16 protein-coding genes, 1 pseudogene and 1 riboswitch are annotated in these 15350 nt (G+C 63.3%); of the genes and pseudogenes, 4 read left to right on the forward strand and 13 right to left on the reverse strand.

Translation table 11 applies throughout. From position 1 onward, the window contains the following. Window positions 1–2: 2 nt before the first annotated feature. The 13 genes from nuoK to CKW40_RS33985 form a co-directional block, all read right to left on the reverse strand. Window positions 3–311 (reverse strand): NADH-quinone oxidoreductase subunit NuoK, encoded by a 309-nt coding sequence (nuoK, locus tag CKW40_RS33925; RefSeq protein ID WP_023798863.1) that lies wholly within the window; start codon window positions 309–311, stop codon window positions 3–5. Between the two features lies 1 nt (window position 312). Beyond that, entirely contained in the window at window positions 313–933 is a 621-nt protein-coding gene (locus tag CKW40_RS33930) for an NADH-quinone oxidoreductase subunit J (protein ID WP_095204088.1), read from the reverse strand. A 234-nt stretch (window positions 934–1167) separates the two neighbouring features. Continuing rightward, window positions 1168–1659, reverse strand: a complete 492-nt coding sequence (gene nuoI, locus CKW40_RS33935; RefSeq protein ID WP_095204089.1) for an NADH-quinone oxidoreductase subunit NuoI — start codon at window positions 1657–1659, stop codon at window positions 1168–1170. Beyond that, entirely contained in the window at window positions 1659–2702 is a 1044-nt protein-coding gene (nuoH, locus tag CKW40_RS33940; RefSeq protein ID WP_095204090.1) for an NADH-quinone oxidoreductase subunit NuoH, read from the reverse strand. The genes nuoI and nuoH overlap by 1 nt, the downstream gene beginning before the upstream one ends. Before the next feature lie 2 nt (window positions 2703–2704). Next, entirely contained in the window at window positions 2705–4786 is a 2082-nt protein-coding gene (nuoG, locus tag CKW40_RS33945; protein WP_095204091.1) for an NADH-quinone oxidoreductase subunit NuoG, read from the reverse strand. Window positions 4787–4859: 73 nt separating this feature from the next. Next, window positions 4860–5555, reverse strand: a complete 696-nt coding sequence (locus CKW40_RS33950) for a helix-hairpin-helix domain-containing protein (protein WP_095204092.1) — start codon at window positions 5553–5555, stop codon at window positions 4860–4862. Between the two features lie 62 nt (window positions 5556–5617). Beyond that, window positions 5618–6922, reverse strand: coding sequence for an NADH-quinone oxidoreductase subunit NuoF (gene nuoF, locus CKW40_RS33955; RefSeq protein WP_095204093.1), 1305 nt, complete (start codon window positions 6920–6922; stop codon window positions 5618–5620). 10 nt (window positions 6923–6932) lie between these two features. Beyond that, window positions 6933–8234, reverse strand: a complete 1302-nt coding sequence (locus CKW40_RS33960; protein WP_095204094.1) for an NADH-quinone oxidoreductase subunit E — start codon at window positions 8232–8234, stop codon at window positions 6933–6935. Beyond that, the gene (locus CKW40_RS33965) at window positions 8235–9425 is read right to left on the reverse strand and encodes an NADH-quinone oxidoreductase subunit D (RefSeq protein ID WP_095204095.1); all 1191 of its coding nucleotides are present in this window, start codon (window positions 9423–9425) and stop codon (window positions 8235–8237) included. A 66-nt stretch (window positions 9426–9491) separates the two neighbouring features. Then, complete coding sequence (locus CKW40_RS33970; protein WP_095204096.1) at window positions 9492–9869, reverse strand: four helix bundle protein; 378 nt, start codon at window positions 9867–9869, stop codon at window positions 9492–9494. A gap of 34 nt (window positions 9870–9903) precedes the next feature. Then, the gene (locus CKW40_RS33975; RefSeq protein ID WP_095204097.1) at window positions 9904–10506 is read right to left on the reverse strand and encodes an NADH-quinone oxidoreductase subunit C; all 603 of its coding nucleotides are present in this window, start codon (window positions 10504–10506) and stop codon (window positions 9904–9906) included. Window positions 10507–10510: 4 nt separating this feature from the next. Next, window positions 10511–11092: a NuoB/complex I 20 kDa subunit family protein gene (locus CKW40_RS33980; protein WP_015317338.1), complete on the reverse strand. Its 582-nt coding sequence runs from the start codon at window positions 11090–11092 to the stop codon at window positions 10511–10513. Further along, entirely contained in the window at window positions 11083–11448 is a 366-nt protein-coding gene (locus CKW40_RS33985) for an NADH-quinone oxidoreductase subunit A (protein WP_095204098.1), read from the reverse strand. Before CKW40_RS33985 ends, CKW40_RS33980 begins: the two co-directional genes overlap by 10 nt. Window positions 11449–11782: 334 nt before the next feature. Between CKW40_RS33985 and CKW40_RS33990 the strand changes: the two genes are divergently transcribed. The 4 genes and pseudogenes from CKW40_RS33990 to CKW40_RS34005 all read left to right on the forward strand — a co-directional run. Further along, on the forward strand, window positions 11783–12982 hold the full coding sequence (locus CKW40_RS33990) for a winged helix-turn-helix domain-containing protein (protein WP_095204099.1): 1200 nt from the start codon (window positions 11783–11785) through the stop codon (window positions 12980–12982). Between the two features lie 29 nt (window positions 12983–13011). Beyond that, window positions 13012–13217, forward strand: a riboswitch (cobalamin riboswitch). A gap of 40 nt (window positions 13218–13257) precedes the next feature. After that, complete coding sequence (locus CKW40_RS33995; protein WP_095204107.1) at window positions 13258–13686, forward strand: DUF1636 family protein; 429 nt, start codon at window positions 13258–13260, stop codon at window positions 13684–13686. Window positions 13687–13688: 2 nt separating this feature from the next. Next, on the forward strand, window positions 13689–14726 hold the full coding sequence (cobW, locus tag CKW40_RS34000; RefSeq protein ID WP_095204100.1) for a cobalamin biosynthesis protein CobW: 1038 nt from the start codon (window positions 13689–13691) through the stop codon (window positions 14724–14726). A gap of 18 nt (window positions 14727–14744) precedes the next feature. After that, window positions 14745–15350, forward strand: a pseudogene (locus tag CKW40_RS34005) (cobaltochelatase subunit CobN); the annotation flags it as partial.

Genomic DNA, 15350 nt, shown 5'->3' on the forward strand with positions numbered 1-15350 from the left:
CGTCAACCCTTCATCATGTTCACGTCTTCGACCGCGATCGAGCCGCGGTTGCGGAAGAAGACGACGAGAATGGCAAGTCCGATGGCGGCCTCGGCCGCCGCGACCGTCAGCACGAACAGTGCGAACACCTGGCCGACCAGATCGCCGAGCGCCGCCGAAAAGGCGACGAAATTGATGTTGACCGCAAGCAGGATCAGCTCGATCGACATCAGGATGACGATGATGTTCCTGCGGTTCAGGAAGATACCGAACACGCCGAGCGTGAACAGGATCGCCGATACGGTCAGATAATGCGCGATGCCGACGACCATCTCAGACTCCTTCGCCCGACTTGACCTTGCGGATTTCCATGCCTGTCGCCGGCGTGCGGCCGACCTGGGCTGCGATCGACTGCCGCTTGACCCCTTCCTTATGGCGCAGCGTCAGCACGATGGCGCCGATCATGGCAACCAGCAGGATGAGGCCCGAAATCTGGAAGTAGTAGAGGTAGTCGGTATAGAGGATGTCGCCGAGTGCGGCCGTGTTCGAGCGCGCGGCGAGATCGGGAATAGGCTTCGAAACCGTCGCGGCCAGCTTGGGTGCGAAGGTGTAGCCGCCCAGCACCACGATCAGCTCCGCCGCCAGGATCAGCCCGACCAGCGCGCCGATCGGCGCGTATTGCAGCGCGCCTTCCTTCATCTCGGCGAAATCGACGTCGAGCATCATGACGACGAACAGGAACAGCACCATGACCGCGCCGACATAGACGACGAGCAGGATCATCGCCAGGAACTCGGCGCCGGTCAGCATGAACAGGCCGGCGGCGTTGAAGAAGGTCAGGATCAGGAACAGCACCGAATGCACGGGGTTGCGCGACGAAATGACCATGAACGCCGACGCCACGGCGACAAAGGCGAAGAGGTAGAAAAAGGCCGCCTCTAGTCCACTCAGCATTGGGGTTCCCCCGGGTTCCTGTCCAAACAGGACGTTCGTCCTGTTTGATTTCTGCGACCGCCTCCGGTCGTCAAGTTGCGTGTTCCTATCGCATGTTCCGATCGGGTTGAAAGACCCGATCGAAAGAAACATGCGACACTCTTTTCATCCGGAGGATGATCTGGTCCGAAAAGTCTGCAACTTTTCGGGATCATCCTCTGGACGAGGCCCCTCGCCCCGTCCATGCGTCAAATATCAACGGTAGGGCGAGTCCAGCGAGATGTTGCGCGCCAGCTCGCGCTCCCACCGGTCGCCATTAGCCAGCAGCTTGTCCTTGTCGTAGTAGAGCTCCTCGCGCGTCTCCGTCGCGAACTCGAAATTCGGCCCCTCGACAATAGCGTCGACCGGGCAGGCTTCCTGGCAGAAGCCGCAATAGATGCACTTCACCATGTCGATGTCATAACGCACCGTGCGGCGAGTGCCGTCATTGCGGCGCGGGCCAGCCTCGATGGTGATGGCCTGCGCCGGGCAGATTGCTTCGCAGAGCTTGCAGGCGATGCAGCGTTCCTCGCCATTGGGATAGCGGCGCAGTGCATGCTCGCCACGGAAGCGCGGGCTGGTTGGCCCCTTCTCGTGCGGATAGTTGATCGTCTCCTTCGGCGCGAAGAACTGGCGCATCGACAGGAAGAAGGCGCTGACGAAATCCTGCAGCAGCAGCGATTTGGCGGCTTGGCCGAGAGCGGACATCACGCAAACCCCGTGATTTTGAGGAAGGCTGCGGTGGCGACCACCATGAACAGCGAGATCGGCAGGAACACTTTCCAGCCAAGCCGCATCAGCTGGTCGTAGCGGTAGCGCGGCACGAAGGCCTTCACCATGGAGATGCCGAAGAACACGAAGCAGACCTTCAGCACGAACCAGATGACGCCCGGCACCCAGGTGAAGGGCGCGAAGTCGAAGGGCGGCAGCCAGCCGCCGAGGAACAGGATGGTGGCCAGCGCGCACATCAAGACGATGGCGACATATTCGCCGAGGAAGAACAGCAGGAACGGCGTCGACGAATATTCGACCATGTGGCCGGCGACCAGTTCCGATTCGGCTTCGACCAGATCGAAAGGCGGCCGGTTCGTCTCGGCCAGCGCCGAGATGAAGAAGATGATGAACATCGGGAACAGCGCCAGCCAGTTCCAGTCGAGGAAGGTGTTGGGCAGGCCGAGCCGCGTACCAAGCCCACCCTGCTGCGACAGCACGATATCAGTCAGGTTGAGCGAGCCGGCGGTCAGCAGCACGGTGACGATGACGAAACCGATCGAGACTTCGTATGACACCATCTGCGCCGCCGAACGCAGCGCGCCGAGGAACGGGTATTTCGAGTTGGAGGCCCAGCCGCCCATGATCACGCCATAGACCTCGAGCGAGGAAATGGCGAAGACATAGAGGATACCGACATTGACGTTGGCGATCGCCCACCCCTGGTTGACCGGAATGACGGCCCAGGCCGAGATCGCCAGCACCGCCGACACCAATGGCGCCAAAAGGAAGACACCCTTGTTGGCGCCGGACGGGATGACCGGTTCCTTGAAGACGAATTTCAACAGGTCGGCGAAGGCCTGCAGCGTGCCCCAGGGGCCGACGACATTCGGGCCGCGGCGCAACTGCACCGCCGCCCAGATCTTGCGGTCGGCGTAGAGGATGTAAGCGACGAAGACCAGCAGCACCACGATCAGCACGACTGACTTCAACAGGATCAGCAGCGCCGGCAGCACGTAGAAGGAGAAGAAGGTGTCCATGCTTATTCCGCCGCCTGCTTGAAGCCGCTCTTGGCCAGTGCCGAGCATTCCGCCATCACGGCGGACGCCCGCGCGATCGGGTTGGTCAGGTAGAAATCCTTGACCGGTGAATTGAAGGTGCCCTTGTTCAGCCGCCCGCCGAGCTTCGCCACATTGGCGATATCCTCGGCATTGCCGGCCGCGACCTGATCGATGCGGGCCAGATGCGGGTATTCACCATAGAGCTTTGCGCGCAACTGCGGCAGCGAATCAAACGGCAGTTTCTTGCCCAGCACATCGGACAGGGCCCTGAGAATCGCCCAGTCCTCGCGCGCATCGCCGGGGGCGAAGCCGGCGCGGTTGGTCTGCTGCACGCGCCCTTCGGTGTTGACGTAGGTGGCCGACTTTTCGGTGTAGGCGGCCGCCGGCAGGATGACATTGGCACGGTGCGCGCCCTGGTCGCCATGGGTGCCGATATAGACGACAAAGGCGCCGCCGGTCTTGCCCATGTCGATCTCGTCGGCGCCGAGCAGGAACAGCACATCCGTTTCGCCCAGCATGCCGGCAACATCCTTGCCGCCCTCGCCCGGCACGAAGCCGAGATCGAGGCCGCCGACGCGCGCCGCGGCATTGTGCAGCACGGCAAAGCCGTTCCAGTCCGCCCGCGCCGCGTTGACAGCCGCAGCGAGCTTGGCCGCCTGGCCGAGCACGGCAGCACCATCGGCGCGCGCCAGGGCACCCTGGCCGATGATGATCAGCGGATGCGTTGCCTTCTTCAGCGTCTGGAAGAACTTGCCATTGCCGTCGGCCAGATCCTTCAGCGAATCCGGTCCGGCGCCGAGCAGTTCATACTCATAGCGCGTGTCGCCGATATCGCCGATGACTCCGACCGGCAAATTGCCGACCCGCCAGCGCTTGCGGATCCGGGCGTTGAGCACCGAGGCTTCGAAACGCGGGTTGGCGCCGATGATCAGCACCGCGTCGGCCTGCTCGATGCCTTCGATGGTCGAATTGAAGATGTAGCTGGCGCGGCCGAGCGCCGGATCGAGTGCGGCGCCATCCTGGCGACAGTCGGTGTTCTTCGAACCGAGCGAAGCCATCAAAAGCTTCAGCGCGTAGATTTCTTCCACCGCCGCGAGATCGCCAGCAATGGCGCCGATCTTCTCAGGCGTCGTCTTCGACACCGCGTCCTTGATTGCACCGAAGGCTTCAGCCCAGCTCGCCGGAACCAGCTTGCCGTCCTTGCGCACATAGGGCCGGTCGAGGCGCTGCGTGCGCAGCCCGTCCCAGATGAAGCGGGTCTTGTCGGAAATCCACTCCTCGTTCACCTGCTCGTTGACGCGCGGCAGAATGCGCATCACTTCGCGTCCACGGCTATCGACGCGGATCGCCGAGCCGACAGCATCCATCACATCGATGGATTCGGTCTTGGTCAGCTCCCACGGCCGCGCCTGGAAGGCGAAGGGCTTGGAGGTCAGCGCACCGACGGGGCAGAGATCGATGACATTGCCCTGCAATTCCGAAGTCATCGCGCTTTCGAGATAGGTGGTGATCTCGGCATCCTCGCCACGGCCGATCAGGCCAAGCTCCGAAATGCCGGCGACTTCCGTGGTGAAGCGGACGCAGCGCGTGCAATGGATGCAGCGGTTCATCACCGTCTTGACCAGCGGGCCGATATATTTGTCTTCGACGGCGCGCTTGTTCTCGTGATAGCGCGAGGAATCGACGCCGAAGGCCATCGCCTGGTCCTGCAGGTCGCATTCGCCGCCCTGGTCGCAGATCGGGCAGTCGAGCGGATGGTTGATCAGCAGGAACTCCATCACGCCTTCCCGGGCCTTCTTGACCATCGGCGTGTTGGTGAAGATTTCTGGCGGCTCGCCGTTCGGGCCGGGGCGCAAATCGCGCACGCCCATGGCGCAGGAAGCCTGCGGCTTGGGCGGCCCACCCTTCACCTCGATCAGGCACATGCGGCAATTGCCGGCGATCGACAGCCGCTCATGGAAGCAGAAGCGCGGCACTTCCGCGCCCGCGTCTTCCGCCGCCTGCAGCAGCGTGTAGTGGTCGGGTACAGTGATCTCTTTCCCGTCGACCTTGAGCTTTGCCATTCGCTTCAAACCCCTGCGGATTTCCCGCAATCTCATTTCCCGGACGCGGCAGACGCAGCGCCCGGCATTTCATTCACTTCTTCGCGGCCAGCACTGCGGCCTGAGCAGTCCAGTCGTCGCGGCCGATGCGGCCGTTGAACGACAGATAATCGTCGACCCAGGCGATCTCCTGCGTCGACCAGGCGGCGATCTGGGCATATGTCCAGATACCGAGCCCGTTCAACACCTTCTCCAGCTTCGGACCGATGCCCGATATCGCCTTCAGGTCGGAAGGCTTGGCCGGCTTGTCGATAGCCTTGGGCTGGCGGAAATCCTCGGGCAGCAGCACATCGGCGGCCTCGGCCGTTGCCGGAGCGGCATTCGCCACAGGCGCCGCGGTGGCGGCCTCCTTGGCGGCGATGTCGGTGACTTCCTGCGCAAAGGACTGCGCCTCGGCGATCAGGGTTTTCGTTGTCGCTCGCGCTTTGGTGGCGGGGACGCTTGTGTCGTCGAAACTCCCGACGCGCGCCTCGAAATCCTCGATCAGCGGCTGCATCAGGCGCTGTGATGCCTCGGCGGCTCCTGTGAGCGCGCCCAGCCAGACGCCGAAGGCGTGGTTGGCAAGCCCGATACCGAGCGCCGACATCGCCGCCGCACCCGCGACAGGGTGCACGAAAAGGTTGACGGCGCTGGCCATCTCCCTCGGCATCATCCTGGTCAGGTCCTGGTTCATCTTCTCGATCTGGTCCAAATTGAGCATCATTGGGTAGGGTGTCGAATACGCCGCCATAGAGTTCTCCTCGTCGTTTCTTCGCTCGCCCCGCCCCGTTATTCCCAAACTCACAAATTCGTCTATTCCGCCGCCACCATCACCGGTTCGGCGCGGTGCGCGTTGCGCGAAAACTCGTCGATGCGGCGCTCCACCTCGCCGCGGAAATGCCGCATCAGGCCCTGGATCGGCCATGCCGCGGCGTCGCCCAGCGCGCAGATCGTGTGGCCCTCGACCTGCTTGGTGACGTCGAGCAGCATGTCGATCTCGCGCTTCTGCGCCTCGCCACGCACCAGCCGCTCCATCACCCGCCACATCCAGCCGGTGCCTTCGCGGCACGGCGTGCACTGGCCGCAGCTCTCATGCTTGTAGAAGTAGGACAACCGGGCAATCGCCTTCACGACGTCGGTCGACTTGTCCATGACGATGACGGCCGCCGTGCCGAGGCCGGATTTCAGGTCGCGCAGCGCGTCGAAATCCATCGGCGTGTCGATGATCTGCTCGGCCGGCACCAGCGGCACCGAGGCGCCGCCCGGAATGACCGCCAGCAAATTGTCCCAGCCGCCGCGAATGCCGCCGCAATGCGTTTCGATCAACTCGCGGAACGGGATCGACATCGCCTCTTCGACGGTGCACGGATTGTTGACGTGGCCGGAGACGCAGAACAGCTTGGTGCCGACATTGTTGGGCCGGCCGAAGGACGAGAACCAGGCCGCACCCCGGCGCAGGATGGTCGGCGCCACCGCGATCGATTCAACATTGTTGACCGTTGTCGGACAACCGTACAAGCCGACATTGGCCGGGAATGGCGGCTTCAGCCTGGGCTGACCCTTCTTGCCTTCGAGGCTTTCCAGCAGCGCCGTCTCCTCGCCGCAGATATAGGCGCCGGCGCCGTGATGCATGTAGACGTCGAAATCGTAACCCGACGTGTTGCCCTTGCCGATCAGCTTGGCCTCATAGGCCTCCTCGATGGCGCGCTGCAGCGCCTCGCGCTCCCTGATGAACTCGCCGCGCACATAGATGTAGGCAGCAACCGCGCCCATGGCGAAGCCGGCGAGCAGCGCGCCCTCGACCAGCGTGTGCGGATCGTTGCGCAGGATGTCGCGGTCCTTGCAGGTGCCGGGCTCGGACTCGTCAGCATTGATGACGAGGTAGCTCGGCCGGCCGTCGCTCTGCTTGGGCATGAACGACCATTTGAGGCCGGTCGGGAAGCCGGCGCCGCCACGGCCGCGCAGGCCAGACGCCTTCATCTCGTTGACGATCCATTCGCGCCCCTTGGCAACGATGCCGGGCGTGTTGTCCCAGGCGCCGCGTGCCATGGCGCCGGCCAGCGACTTGTCGAACAGGCCGTAGATGTTGGTGAAGATGCGGTCTTTGTCCTGAAGCATTTTTCGTCTCTCAGACCGGCTTCTTGCCGAAAACGCGGATGTATTCGGCGACGCCGCCCTTGGCCAGCGCCTTGGCCTGCTTGACCCAGTCGTCGCGCTCGATGCGGCCGTGGAAGCTGAGATAGCCGTCCACCCAATCGCGCTCGGCCTTCTTCCACGACGCGACCTGCGCGAAAGTGAAGATGCCCAGCGTATGCAGGACGCCCTCGATCTTCGGGCCGACGCCGGAGATCAGCTTGAGATCGTCGACCGCGGCCGGCCTGTCGATACCGGCCGGGCGGTTCTTGTCCTCCAGCGACGGTTTCGCCGGCTTTGCCGCCGGCGTCTTTGCTTCCGGCGCCTTGAAGGCAGTGACCGGTTCGGCCTTTGCCGTCGGCCCGTTGCGCTGCTTGGAGACCTGCTCGACTTCCGGCGCCGCCGTATTGGCGTTGGCGGCCGAATGCGGCGGTGCCGAAACGCTCGCCGCCGTCTCCACCGCCGGCGCCACCTTGGTGGCCGAGGGCGTCTTCAGGGCCGGGCTGGTTTCAGGCGCATCGGTCTTCGGCTTGCTGGCATTGGACGGCGCGACAGGAGCGGCAGCAGCAGGTGCTTGCGCTGCAGGAGCAGCCGGGGCGGCCGCGGCCGGAGCAGTAGCGGCCGCATCCTTGGCCGCCTTGGTCGCCGCCTTGGCTTCCTTGTCGCGCGTCGACTTCAGGATCGCCTTTTCGCTCTTCAGCGTCGTAAGGCCGGAGGCCGGCTCCGAGCCGGTGCGGCCGTTCTGCGGTCCGGGCGCCACCGAAGCGCCCTTGCCCGCCTCATAGAGATCGATGATTTCAGCCAGCCGTTCCGGCGTCAGGTCCTCGAACGTGTCCTTGAAGATCATCACCATCGGCGCGTTGACGCAGGCGCCGAGGCACTCGACCTCTTCCCACGACAAGGTGCCCTTGTCGTTGGTGTGGAACTGGTCGTGATGGATTTTCGAGCGGCAGACATCCATCAGCGCTTCCGAGCCGCGCAGCATGCAGGGCGTGGTGCCGCAGACCTGGATGTGGGCGCGAGTGCCGACCGGATTGAGCTGGTATTGCGTGTAGAAGGTCGCGACCTCTAGCCCACGGATACGCGGCATGCCGAGCATGTCGGAAATCGTCTCGATCGCCGCCTTGGTGACCCAGCCCTCCTGCTCCTGCGCGATCATCAGCAAGGGAATGATCGCCGACTGCTCGCGGCCCTTGGGATATTTCTTGATCCATTGCTTCGCCGCTGCCGCGTTCGCCCGGTTGAAGGCGAAGGAGGCTGGCTGGACGCTGGCTTCTGCGAGACGGCGGACTGACATTTAGCGATCGACCTCACCAAACACGATGTCGAGGGAGCCGAGGACGGCGGTGACGTCGGCCAGCATGTGGCCGCGGCAGAGGAAATCCATGGCTTGCAGATGCGCGAAACCGGGCGCGCGCAGCTTGCAGCGGTAGGGCTTGTTGGAGCCGTCGGAGACGAGATAGACGCCGAATTCGCCCTTCGGCGCCTCGACGGCGGCATAGACCTCGCCGGCCGGCACGCGATAGCCCTCGGTGTAGAGCTTGAAGTGATGGATGAGCGCTTCCATCGAGCGCTTCATCGCCTGGCGCTTGGGCGGCACGACCTTACCGTCGAGGTTCGACACCGGGCCGGTGCTTTCCTTGCCGAGCAAGAGATCGACGCACTGGCGCATGATCCGCGCCGACTGGCGCATTTCTTCCATGCGCACGAGATAACGGTCGTAACAGTCGCCGTTCTTGCCGATCGGAATGTCGAAATCCATTTCCGAATAGCATTCATAGGGCTGCGACTTGCGCAGGTCCCAGGGCGCGCCCGAGCCGCGCACCATGACGCCGGAAAAACCCCAGGCCCAGGCATCGGCCAGCGAAACAATGCCGATATCGACATTGCGCTGCTTGAAGATGCGGTTGCCGGTCAGCAGACGATCGAGGTCGTCGATCGACTTCAGGAACGGGTCGATCCACTTGCCGATGTCCTCGACCAGCTGGCGCGGCAGGTCCTGGTGGACGCCGCCGGGACGGAAATAGGCAGCATGCATGCGCGAACCGGAAGCCCGCTCATAGAACACCATCAGCTTTTCGCGTTCGACGAAGCCCCACAGCGGCGGCGTCAGCGCACCGACGTCCATGGCCTGCGTCGTCACATTGAGGATGTGCGACATGATGCGGCCGATTTCGCAATAAAGCACGCGGATCAGCTGGCCGCGCCTCGGCACCTCGATGCCGAGCAGGCGCTCGGCGGCAAGCGCGAAGGCGTGCTCCTGGTTCATCGGCGCGCAATAGTCGAGCCGGTCGAGATAAGGCACCGCCTGCAGATAGGTTTTTGCCTCGATCAGCTTTTCGGTGCCGCGATGCAGCAGGCCGATATGCGGATCGACGCGATCGACGACTTCGCCGTCGAGCTCCAGCACGAGGCGCAAAACGCCGTGCGCCGCAGGGTGTTGCGGCCCGAAATTGATGTTGAAATTGCGGACGGAGGTTTCAGCCATTCTGGCGCCTCTGGCGAAGAGTCGGTAGTGAGTAGTGAGTAGTGACCATCAATCTCAATGCCTGCTTCATTCCGCCTGCTTGGCCTGCACCGTTCGGATAAGAGATCTCATCATTTTTCCAATCTCTTCGCATCGCAGCAGTAGCTCAGTCTCATTGTCTTTTCGCAGCAAGCCAACCCGGCATGCCAACAGTATGTGCGTTTCCAGTTCCTTCAACGAACCTTGCGCCATGCGCAAAAATTGAATGAACGACCCTCTGTTTTCCCGACCGTATCCCTCTGCGATGTTCGCCGCGATCGAAACCGCTGATCGGCGCATCTGAGAGGTCATGCCGTAAAACTCATCCCTCGGAAACTCTTTGGTGAACCGGTAACAATCTTCGGCGAGCGTCATCGCCGATTGCCACACCTTCAAGTCGCGATAAGATTCGATCCGTTGCTCCAATTCTTTCCCTACTGACTACTCACTACTTCCCTACTCACTGTTTCGCTTTTTCGTCCCCAGGCAGCACGTAATCGGTGCCCTCCCAAGGGGAAAGAAAATCGAAATTGCGGAATTCCTGCTTGAGTTCCACCGGCTCGTAGATGACGCGCTTGGCTTCGTCGTCGTAACGCACTTCGACGAAGCCGGTGAGCGGGAAATCCTTGCGCAGCGGATGGCCTTCGAAGCCGTAATCGGTCAGCAGGCGGCGCAGGTCGGGATGGCCGGAGAACAGCACGCCATAGAGATCGTAGGTCTCGCGCTCGAACCAGTCGGCACCGGGATAGACGCCGGTGATCGACGGCACCATCGTCTCCTCGTCGGCCTGCACCTTGACGCGGATGCGCACATTCTGTTTCGGCGACAACAGGTGATAGACGACGTCGAAGCGCTTGGCGCGCGACGGATAATCGGCGCCGCAGACATCGATGATCGAGATGAACTGGCAGCGCGCATCGTCGCGCAGGAAGGTCATCACCTCGACCAGATCGCGCGTCTCGACATGAATGGTCAGCTCGCCATAGGCGATCGCCGCGTCAGTGACGCGGCCGATCAGCTTCTCGCCGAGATAGGTCGACAGTTCGCTAAGGGATGCGGCCATGGATTTACCGTTCGATCGTGCCGGTGCGGCGAATCTTCTTCTGCAGGAGAAGAATGCCGTAGAGCAAAGCTTCGGCGCTCGGCGGGCAGCCGGGCACATAGATGTCGACCGGCACGACGCGGTCGCAGCCGCGCACCACCGAATAGGAATAGTGGTAGTAGCCGCCGCCATTGGCGCAGGAGCCCATCGAGATGACGTAGCGCGGCTCCGGCATCTGGTCGTAGACCTTGCGCAGCGCCGGCGCCATCTTGTTGGTCAGCGTGCCGGCGACGATCATGATGTCGGACTGGCGCGGCGAGGCGCGCGGCGCGACGCCGAAGCGCTCCGAGTCGTAGCGCGGCATCGAGGTGTGGATCATCTCCACCGCGCAGCACGCCAGACCGAAGGTCATGAACATCAGCGAGCCAGAGCGCGCCCAGGTGATCAGCGCCTCAGTCGAGGTGACCAGAAAACCCTTGTCGGCAAGCTCATTGTTGATTTCGAGGAAGAAGGGATCGTCCTCCCCCACCGGCCTGCCGGTGTTGGGATCGATAATGCCCTTGGGCTTCGGCGCGACGAGGGTGCCTGAACTGTCGTTCAATCCCATTCCAGCGCTCCTTTTTTCCATTCATAGGCAAAGCCGATGGTCAGCACTGCCAAAAACACCATCATCGACCAGAAACCCAGCATGCCGATCTTCGTGAAGGACACTGCCCAGGGAAACAGGAAGGCCACTTCGAGGTCGAAGATGATGAACAGGATCGACACCAGGTAGAAGCGGATGTCGAATTTCATGCGGGCATCGTCGAACGAATTGAAACCGCACTCGTAGGCGGAAAGCTTTTCGGGATCGGGATTGCGGTAGGCCACCAGGAACGGTGCGGCCAGCAGCGCCAGGCCGACGACCAGCGCCACGCCGATGAACAGGACGATGGGCAGGTACGAACTGAGGAGTGCGTTCATGCAGCGGCTTTCCGTTGGCGCCAATCCACTTTGATTACAGCACCGGACCTTAATGCGGAAGCGTGACAGATTAACCGCTGAACCGTTTTAAGGGGCCTATGCTGCAACGCGGCGAGGGTTAGCGCAGCACTTCCAGCGAAGCAAGCCAAACCTTGTTCAAAACGCGGACCTGGACGCCATATCCGGAGAAACTGGTCCGATCCGCTCCTGTTTGATTTCCTTCGCTTTTCACTCCACTTTTCTCTCCTGACAGGGTTGCCGCCAAAACCCTGCTAGCATGGGCCGGAATCACCCATCGGACCCTCGACCTGGACGCCCTTAGAGTGACAGCCGAATGAAGGAAAAGATCTCGCTTGCCACCGCCCGGCGCATCGCGCTCGCCGCTCAAGGATTTCTCGACCCTCGCCCTGGCGGTACGCCCGACCGCCGCCACTTCGCCCGCGTGCTCTCGCGCACCGGCCTGCTGCAGATCGATTCCGTCAGCGCGGTGGTGCGCGCGCATTATATGCCGCTCTATTCGCGGCTCGGCCCCTACCCGCTCGCTCTGCTCGACAATGCCGCCGTGACGCGCAAGCGCACTGTGTTCGAATACTGGGCGCACGAAGCTTCCTTCCTGCCGGTCGAGACCTACCCGCTGATGCGCTGGCGCATGCAGCGCGCCGAGCAAGGCGACGAGATGTATCTGGGGCTGGCCAAATGGGGCCGCGAGCACGCCGCCTACATAGAAGAGATCTACCGCGCGGTCGCCGACCGCGGCCCGATCGCCGCCTCGGCGCTGGAAGGCCAGAAAGGTTCGGGCGGCTGGTGGGGCTGGAGCCATGCCAAACATGCCTTCGAATGGCTGTTCTGGGCCGGGCGCATCACGACGGCGCACCGCCGCGGCTTCGAGCGCTTCTATGACCTGCCCGAGCGCGTGCTGCCGCAGGCGATCCTCGACCTGCCGGTGCCGGCGGCAGAGGACGCGCACCGCGAATTGCTGCGCATTTCCGCCCGCGCCCACGGCATCGCGACATCAGGCGATTTGCGCGACTATTTCCGCCTGTCACCGGCCGACATGAAGGGGCGGTTGGAGGAGTTGGTCGAGACTGGCGAGCTGGTGCCGGTGCGGGTCGAAGGCTGGGACAAGCCGGCTTACCTCCACAAGGACGCCCGTTTGCCCCGAAAAATCGAGGCCCGCGCCTTGCTGGCGCCGTTCGATCCGGTCGTCTTCGAACGCTCCCGCTCGGAGCGGCTGTTCGATTTTCACTACCGCATCGAGATCTACACGCCAGCTGAGAAGCGCCAATACGGCTATTACGTCCTGCCGTTCCTGCTCGGCGACCGGATCGTGGCGCGCGTCGACCTCAAGGCAGACCGGCCAGCCAGCGTCCTGCGCGTCCATGCCGCCTACCCTGAGCCCAACGCACCGCCTGAAACCGCTGCGCAGCTCTTTGAGGAACTGAAGCAGATGCAGGGCTGGCTCGGCCTTGAACGCATGGAAGTGACGCCGGCCGGCGATCTAGGCCCGGCGTTGGCCGACATCGCCGTGTCGTAACCCCGCGTTGACACCGCTGCCTGCAAAAGCCTAAATCCGGTCCAGACGGTCCCTTGCCCGCAACGGCAGGGGCTAAGAGGGAATGCGGTGCGAGGTGAAAAATCTCAAATCCGCGGCTGTCCCCGCAACTGTAAGCGAAGAGCCAAGGCCGAAAGCCACTGGGATGTTCCCGGGAAGGCGGCACCCAAGGCGATGACTCGCGAGCCAGGAGACCTGCCGTCTGCGACAAAAGAATCCGATCGCCCGGCGGGTTTCCGGGCAAGGAGCCCGGCTTTTTGGACCACAACAGCAGTTTTTCGGCTGGCACAGCGGACAATTCGTCCGCCGACGGCCAAGCCTTGGCCGGCGTCACCGTCATTGTCTGCGCCTCCTGCCGCGACGAGACCGGCTTCGACGCCCATCCCCGCGCCGGCGAACTTTTGGCCGAAGATACGCGCCAAGCCGCAGCGGACGACACTATCCGCGTCCGCACGGTCGAATGCCTCGGCAATTGCAAGCGCCGCCTCAGCGCCGCGATCCTGCGCGACGGCTGCTGGAGCTATGTGTTCGGCGACCTGACCGCGGCCAGCGGCGCCGACCTCGTCACCGGCGCAAAGCTCTTCGCCACATCGACGGACGGCCTCATTCCATGGCGCGGCCGGCCCGATTCCCTCAAGCGCGGCCTCGTGGCCCGCATTCCTCCCCTCGACCTGTTGAAGGACTGATCATGAGCGCTTCCGTCACCCGCGTCCCCTGCACCGTCGTCACCGGCTTCCTCGGCGCCGGCAAGACGACGCTGGTCCGCCATCTCCTGGAAAACGCTGGCGGCAAGCGCATTGCCATCATCGTCAACGAGTTCGGCGACATCGGCATCGACGGCGAGATTTTGAAGGGTTGCGGCATCGACACCTGCCCCGAGGAAAACATCGTCGAACTCGCCAATGGCTGCATCTGCTGCACTGTCGCCGATGATTTCGTGCCGGCGCTCGACCAGATCCTGTCGCTGACGCCGAAGGTCGACCACATCCTGATCGAAACCTCGGGCCTCGCTCTGCCTAAGCCGTTGGTCCAGGCGTTCCAGTGGCCGACGGTAAAGAGCCGCGTCACCGTCGATGGCGTAATCGCCGTGGTCGACGGCCCCGCACTGGCCGAAGGCCGCGTCGCCAACGACATGGACGCCCTGCAGGCGCAGAGGACTGCTGACGACAGCCTCGACCATGACGACCCGGTCGAAGAAGTATTCGAGGACCAGATCGCCTGCGCCGATTTGATCATCCTGTCGAAAAGCGACCTGATGGACGCCGCCGGTTCGGCCCGCGCCAACGCCATCATCAATGAACATTCCGCCCGCGCGGTAAAAATCGTGCCGACGTCTCATGGCAAGGTCGATCCCTCCGTACTGCTCGGGCTCGGTCTCGCCGTCGAGGACGATATCGAGAACCGCAAGTCCCACCATGACGGCGCCTTCGACCACGAGCATGACGATTTCGACACCTTCATCGTCGACATTGCCTCGGTCGCCAATCCGGACGAACTGGCAAAGCGTGTCGCCACCGCCGCCGAACAGGAAAACGTGCTGCGCGTGAAAGGCTTCGTCGAGGTCGGCGGCAAGCCGATGCGGCTCCTGCTGCAGGCTGTCGGCCCACGCGTCAATCATTACTATGACCGCGCCTGGACCGCCGAGGACGACCGCCGCTCGCGCCTGGTCGTCATCGGCCTGAAGGGGCTGAACCGCCCGGCGATCGAGCGTATACTCGCCGGCTGATTTCAGACACGGGCCGCGATGCATATCCTCACCACGACCTCCGCCTCGCTCGACGATCTCGCCGAGCCGGTCGATCTGCGGCAGACGCCGGCGGATATCGTGGCCCTGTCCTTCACCGACAGCGACCTTGCCGGACTGGCGGCCGCATGGAAGGCCGATGCCGGCCGCCTGCCCTCGATGCGGCTGGCAGCACTGCGCGACCTGCGCCACCCCATGTCCGTCGACCTCTGGATCGACAGCGTCGCCCGCCACGCCAAGATCATCCTGGTGCGCATCCTCGGCGGCTACGACTGGTGGCGCTACGGCTGCGATCAGCTTGCCGCGACCGCCCGCGAGCGCGGCATCAAACTGGCGCTGCTTCCCGGCGAAAGCCATGACGAGGATCTCCGGCTGATCGAAGCCTCGACCCTGCCGCGCCAGGAATTGGACGCGCTGCTCGGCTATTTCCGTGAGGGCGGCCCGGCCAATATGAGCGCGCTGGTGCAGCGGCTGGGAAGGTTGGCGGGGTCGCAGGCGGAAATTGTTGAGCCGGTCGCAGTGCCAAAAGCTGGCTACTACGAGCCCACACGCGGCGTCGTTCCCCTCCCCCTCGAGGGGAGGGTCCGGCCGCAGGCCGGGGGTGGG

Source organism: Mesorhizobium carmichaelinearum, assembly GCF_900199455.1.
Lineage (GTDB): Bacteria > Pseudomonadota > Alphaproteobacteria > Rhizobiales > Rhizobiaceae > Mesorhizobium > Mesorhizobium carmichaelinearum.